The 6,329-nt window shown below is 65.5% G+C and carries 4 protein-coding genes; 2 read left to right on the top strand and 2 right to left on the bottom strand.

The window, feature by feature from the left end; genetic code table 11:
* Nucleotides 1-198: 198 nt before the first annotated feature.
* A complete protein-coding gene (locus ABD331_RS55960; RefSeq protein ID WP_344494914.1) occupies nt 199-3,324 on the bottom strand; it encodes a tetratricopeptide repeat protein in 3,126 nt (1,041 codons plus the stop codon).
* 124 nt (nt 3,325-3,448) lie between these two features.
* Here ABD331_RS55960 and ABD331_RS55955 point away from each other — a divergent pair, with 124 nt between their 5' ends.
* Nucleotides 3,449-3,778, top strand: coding sequence for a hypothetical protein (locus tag ABD331_RS55955; RefSeq protein ID WP_344494912.1), 330 nt, complete (start codon nt 3,449-3,451; stop codon nt 3,776-3,778).
* 248 nt (nt 3,779-4,026) lie between these two features.
* Here ABD331_RS55955 and ABD331_RS55950 read toward each other — a convergent pair whose 3' ends face one another.
* Nucleotides 4,027-5,424: a site-specific integrase gene (locus tag ABD331_RS55950; protein WP_344494910.1), complete on the bottom strand. Its 1,398-nt coding sequence runs from the start codon at nt 5,422-5,424 to the stop codon at nt 4,027-4,029.
* A 185-nt stretch (nt 5,425-5,609) separates the two neighbouring features.
* Here ABD331_RS55950 and ABD331_RS55945 point away from each other — a divergent pair, with 185 nt between their 5' ends.
* Complete coding sequence (locus tag ABD331_RS55945) at nt 5,610-6,242, top strand: hypothetical protein (RefSeq protein WP_344494908.1); 633 nt, start codon at nt 5,610-5,612, stop codon at nt 6,240-6,242.
* The last annotated feature ends 87 nt before the right edge of the window (nt 6,243-6,329 follow it).

The following is a 6,329-nucleotide window of genomic DNA, read 5'->3' as shown; positions in this document are numbered from 1 at the left end:
ACGGGGTTCGACGCGGCCGAACCGGCCGGCGATCCGGGCCATCAGCTCGTGGAAGATGACCATCCAGCCGTCAGGGTCTACGCTGTGGCTCGCGGCCACCGCACGATCTTTCGTTGTCTTCACAAACCATGAATGATCACGCGGTGGCCGTCGCCATGTGACCTCGACCCCTCAAGATCGCGAAGTGTCACTGGAGTACTAGTCGATGTGCTTGGCGCACCATTGCGCGTCCTGGAAACGGCCCAGGTCGGCGTAGATGTTTCTCGCCGCCATATACCGCTGTTCCGCCTTCAGCCGCCCCCCGCGCAGAAGATGCAGCGCGCCCAGTTCGCCGTGGGCGTTGGCCTCACCCAGCCGGTTGCCGATCGCCTGGTACAACTCCAACGCCTCGTGCGACTCCCGCTCGGCCCGCACGTAATCCCCCGACAACCGATGAAGAACACCCAGCTCTCCGCGCGAGTAAGCCTCACCCAGCCGGTTGCCGATCACTTGATACAGCTCCAACGCCTCGTGCGACTCCCGCTCGGCTCCCACGTAATCCCCCGACAACCGATGAAGAACACCCAGCTCTCCGCGTGAATAGGCCTCACCCAGCCGGTTGCCGATCGCCCGATACAACTCCAGCGCCTCGTGCGACTCCCGCTCCGCGCGCGCGTGGTCGCCCCACAACCGGTAGAGAACGCCCAGCTCGCTGTAGGCGTTGGCGGCGCCCCACCGGTTGCCGAGAGCCTGGTACAGCTCCAACGCCTTCCTGGTCTCCTGCTCGGTTCGCCGATGGTCGGCCCGCTCGTCGGGCCGGGCGCCCGCCTCCCTGCGGGGATGGGTGTCGCCCCACCGGTTGCCGATGACCTGGTACAGCTCCAACGCCTTCCTGGTCTCCTGCTCGGCGCGCGGATAGTCGTCCCGCTCGCGCGACAGGATGCCCAGCTCACGGCGGGCGGAAGCCTCGCCGAGCCGGTTGCCGAGCGTGCGGTAGAGCTCCAGCGCCTCGCTGATCTCCTGTTCGGCCCGCGCGTAGTCGCCGCGGAGGCGGTGCAGGATGCTCAGCTCGCGGCGTGCGTACGTCTCGCCCCACCGATTCCCGATGGTCCGGTACCGCGCCAGCACCGTCCCTGTCTCCTGCTCGGCGCGCGAGTAGTCGTCGCGCAGGCGGTACAGGATACCCAGCTCGCCGTGAGCGTAGATCTCACCCCACTGGTCACCGTCCGCCCGGTACAGCTCCAGCGCCCGGCCGGTCTCCCGCTCAGCCTGCGGGTAGTCGTCACGCAGGCGATGCAGGATGCCCAGCTCACGGTGGGCGTTGGCCTGGCCGAACCGGTTGCCGAGCACCCGGAACTGCTGCAGGGCCGTGGTGGTCTCCCGTTCCGCCTGCGGATAATCGTCGCGAAGGCGGAAGAGAACGCCGAGGTCACGATGCGCGTACGCTTTTCCGAGCGGATCGCCGATGATCTCGAACTGGTCCAGCGCCTTTCTGGTTTCCCTTTCCGCGGGCGGATAGTCGTCCCACAGCCGGTAAAGGATTCCCAGCTCGCCGTGGGCGTAAGCCTCGCCCCACTGGTCGCCGTTCGCACTGAAGAGTTCCAGTGCCTGCCCGGTCTCCTGCTCCGCCTGGGGATAGTTGTCCCAAAGGCGGTAGAGAATGCCGAGGTCCCGATGCGCGTGAGCCTCACCCGGCGGATCCCCGACGTCCTGATACACCTCCAGGGATTTCCTGATCTCCTGTTCCGCCTGCGGATAGTAACCCTGCAATCGGTACACCGCACCGCGCCAGCGGTGGGCCTTGGCCGTTCTGCCCCGGCTGGTGGCCCGGTCACGTCCGCGCAGAGCCCGCGTCAGCAACTCCGCCGCCTCGGGCAGATCCCTGGCGAGACAGGCCATGCGTCCTTGATAAAGGTCGATGACGCTGCTCATATGCGTTTCCCGCAGCCGCTTGTATCCGCCGGTCTCCGGAGCGACCGCGGTCTCGATCAGGGTACGAGCGCTCGACAGGTCATTGTGCTGCAGTACGCGGTCGAGCACCTCCTCCCAGCGCTCGATACCCGTGGGGTCGCCGATGGCGAAATAGTGGTAGGCGGCTTCCGCGGGATTGTCGTGGGCGGTGTACCAGGCGGCGGCCGCGCGGTGGAGCGCGGTCATGCTGTCGCTGCGGTGGCCGTCGGCCAGAAAGGCCTCCCGTACCAGGTCGTGAATGCGCAGCCAGGTCGTCCGATGGTCGGGGTCTGGAATCCTCTGGACAAAGGTGTATCGATATAAACGGCCGTAGTCATCGTGATTGACCGGAATCGGATCCAGGAGCGCACGTAAACCGTCCAGGGTGATGTGCCGCAGCACGGCCGCGGCCTGCACGATTTTCTGCTGACGGTGATCCAGGCGGTGCAGAAAGGACCGGTGCAGCCATTCCTGAACGGCCGAGTCCTTGGCCCACTCCATCCAGTCCGCGTTCATTCCGGACTGTTTTCCCTCACGATAGGCGTCGGCCAGCATACCCAGCCAGATCGGCGTTCCCGAGCATCGATGATGCGCCAGCGCGGCCAACTGCGGATCGTGCAGCCCGCGCTCGGCCAGATAGGCCGTCGTCTCGTCGGGATTCCATGCGCCCAGTTGCAGACTTTCACACATCGCGTGCATCGCGCTGGGGAACTCCAGGCGTTCCCACCCGGCCACGATTATCCGCAGCTCCGGAGCGACCTGGATGAGTTGCGGCAGGAGCTTGTGCGTCACCCAGTTGACCAGTTCCTCCCGCGACGTGCCCGCCGACAACCCGTCATGACGGGTCAGCCATTCCAGGCCGTCCACGGTGAGCAGCACCTTCGACAGCCGCAGGTCCCTGAGCGCGTCCACAGCGGCGTCGACGAGCGCGGCCCTGTAGGCCACATAATGATCGACCGTCGGCTGTCCTCCCTCGTGGGAGATGGGTGAGCGGGCAATGATGCTGCCGTCGGAGGCGGTCATGTGAATCTTGGTGTCCGCGTGCGAGAGGCGAAGCTGGTTCTGCGCGGCCTTGATCCGGTCGGCGAAACGGTCGTGACGCGTACTCTGCTGACGAGGATTGCATCCCAGACGCAGCAGCGCGCGGACGAGATCGTCGAGCAGACTCTGGTCCAGACCGTCGGGCCGAGCCCCTGTGGCTCCCGAACTCAGGTCGATGGCCGCATGCCGGTAGCCGCCCTCGACAGCACGCTCTGCGATTTCGGTCAACAAAAAGGATTTCCCGATTCCAGAGGTGCCACAGATGCCAAGTATGCGTACGTCCGATTCCGCGGTGAGCACGGCCAGCCCGACAGCGACCTCCCTGTCACGTCCGACAAAGGAATGCCGCCGCACCGTGTCACCACCGCCATACCATGAAGAAAATCACCCTATGTGAGGGAGGTGCGTTATGCCTAGGTGGCTACGACCGGCATCACTGGCGGGTCTCGGCGCCATACTGTCGGTGATTGTGGGCGGCTTGGTGAACGTGCTCACCGATTCATGGAGCTGGCAGATTTTCGCATTGACGGCAGCATTACTGGCCGTAGTCGCTGCAATCGCTTTTCGTACGGAAGGCAAGCGGAGCCGGGAGCGTGCGGCGGGCAGCGGTCCGACCCAGCTCGCGGTGGGGCGAGGCGCCCGCATCGCCTCCAGCCCCGTCAAGACGACCGGCGCGGATGTCGAGCAGGTCGCGGGGAACCGCGGTCAGATCGTGAACTCAGGGATCACCGCCGCCGAGAACACGACCGTCCGGCAGAGGGCGTCGAACGGCGGGCTCATCGAGGACTCACCGATCACCGCCCTCTGACACCACACCCACCGTGGCATGACAATCCAGGAACGCGTCTCCACCGAACTCGGGGCACACCAGCCCTCAGTAATTCACCGCTCCGCTGGGTTAGTTGGGGCCCGGTGCACCCCGGCCCCAACAACCACAGTTCGCGCATGCAAGTCTCTTCACATGATCAACGGCGCCTCCTGCTCGCCTTCTGCCATCAGGGCAGGCCCCGGCCGCGCGCCCTCACCTGCGGAGCTCATAATCCGTGGGTCGTGGGTTCAAGTCCCACTCGCCCTACCACGCCGACCTGCGGCTCTACCCGGGCCTGTAGTCGCGTTATCTGATCGTGAGTCACGGTGAGCCACGCGTGAGTCACGCCCCTCCCGGCCCTTGTCGATCTTCCGGTTGGTTTCCCGAACCGCCTTCAGCACCAGCCGCGCCGTCGCACGGGCGCTGTCGTGGTACAACTGCGGCAGCACCGAGACGTAGGTGTCGGCGGTCAGCACGATGCTGGCATGCCCCAGCGTGCCCTGCACCACCTTCAACTCCGTCCCCGACGCCAGCGCCAACGTCGCAGCTCCATGGCGCAGGTCGTGCAATCGCACTGGCGGCAGCCCGCTGGCTGCGACCAGCTTGTGGAAGCGGTGGGTGAGATAACTCGGCTGCACCGGCGCTCCGCTCCCCGCGGTGAAGATCGGGCCGGTCGGTGACCACCGCTCCCCCGGCAACCGGCGCTGCACACGCTCGTGCCGGCGCAGCAGCCGCACGGTCTCCGGATCGAGTGCCAACGTCCGCCGGCTGGCCGCGCTCTTCGGCTCACACCACACCAGCCCCTCATCGGTGTGCACCAGCTGATGGGCGATGGTGAGCTCGCGCCGCTCCAGGTCAACGTCCACCCAGCGCAGCCCGGCCACCTCCCCGCGCCGCAGCCCGCGCAAGGCCACCAGCCACCACAGCTCGAACAACGGATCCTCCCGCGCGAAGCGCAGGAACGCGGCCAGCTGCTCGACCGTCCACACCGCCACCGCCGGCCGCTCTCCCCCGCGCCGCCAGGCCGCCTCCCGACGAGCCGTCCACACCACCGGATGCATCCGCACCAGCGCCGGCAACCGAACGCCCTGCGCCGGATTGACGGCGATCAAGTCCTCACGCACCGCGTGGTTCAGCGCCGCCCGCAACGTCGCCCGGATCCGCTCCAACGTGGAGGCACTGATCGGCTGACCGTACCGATTCCGCCGCCGCCCCAGCGCCACGAACATCCTCGTCACGTCCCGCCGCGACAACTCCGCCAGCTTGACCCGGCCCAGATACGGGCCCAGATGCAGCCGCACATGATCCCGGTAGGCCCGGTGCGTGGTCGGCCGCAACCGCCCCTCCACCACCGACAACCAGTACCGCAACCACTGCCCCACCGTGCACCCGGCAGCAAGCGGCCCGTCCGCCTCCGCCGTCACCAGTTCACGGCCCGCCGACCGCGCAGCCTCCGCACTCGCGAACCCACCATGCCGAACCCGCTCCCGCCGACCCGACGCCCCCACAACCTGAACCGCGAAATACCAGCTCCCATGCCCCACCTCGGCCAACCGGCCGCAACGGCCACCCAGCCGCCTGCCGCTGATCTCGTCGCTGCATCCGCACCGCTTGTAAACCACGCAAGGTACGTCGTCGCCCGACATGGCTCGCCTCCTGCGTCCGTCTCACAAGCAACGTACGAGCCCAGCTACAACAGACCCAGACAAAAGGAATATCTAGATAAGCAGATCAGCCAAGCAGTCACATTAAGCGCAGTCAAGAACCGAAGTATCGGCAGGGCCATTGACTCACGGTCAAGACGTTCCAGGGATCTCATCTGCCTGCCGTAATGGATCAAGCCCAACTCCACATCCAGGGCTCCATCACATCGGCAATGGTCGGCGCCATTCATCTCAAGATTGCCATGTTGGACAGAACGGGATCACGAGTGACTCCAGACGAACTTGAACAGCAACTTCGTACAGTGATGGCGGAAGCAGGACTCAGTTGGGTTCTTCAGCAGGTCGACGACGCCGTCGCTGAGGGGAACTCCGAGGGGGTTCGCCTGAAGGCACAGCGGGCGCGGCCTCGCGGCAGGTACGGCGACGAACAGACGATCTTCATCGAAGATGAAGTCGCCTACGAACGACTGGCAATCTCGTCCCACCGCGAGCCAGACGGTGCGAGGATCCATATTGCAACACGTCCGTATACAACCGCTGAACGAGTCCAACTGCTGATAGCCGCCCTACGTCGTCTGCTCATTGACCTTCCACGCGTCCAACAGGAGCAGGTCAAGCTCCTGTCTCTCCATCAGGCAGGCGCACCACGGGTGGAAGGCATCCAGTTCCTTCGCGATGAAGGTACGAGCCGAGCCTCGACCGAGATCACGATCCTTCCGCAGTCCTCTGACAACTTGGTCTCCGAAGACACTCTGCTCACTCTGTTGACGGCAATTGAAGCCAAGGTTCGGGAGTCATGACATCTACTGACGATCTGCTGCGGGAGCTCCGGTCGCATCTGCACGGTGTGACAACGTCCTACCGGTCCTCATCAGACCCGAATGACG

It is taken from the genome of Nonomuraea monospora (assembly GCF_039531895.1).
Lineage (GTDB): Bacteria > Actinomycetota > Actinomycetes > Streptosporangiales > Streptosporangiaceae > Nonomuraea > Nonomuraea monospora.
The sequence above is the reverse complement of the archived record's forward strand: the minus strand, read 5'-3'. Positions and strand labels throughout refer to the sequence as shown.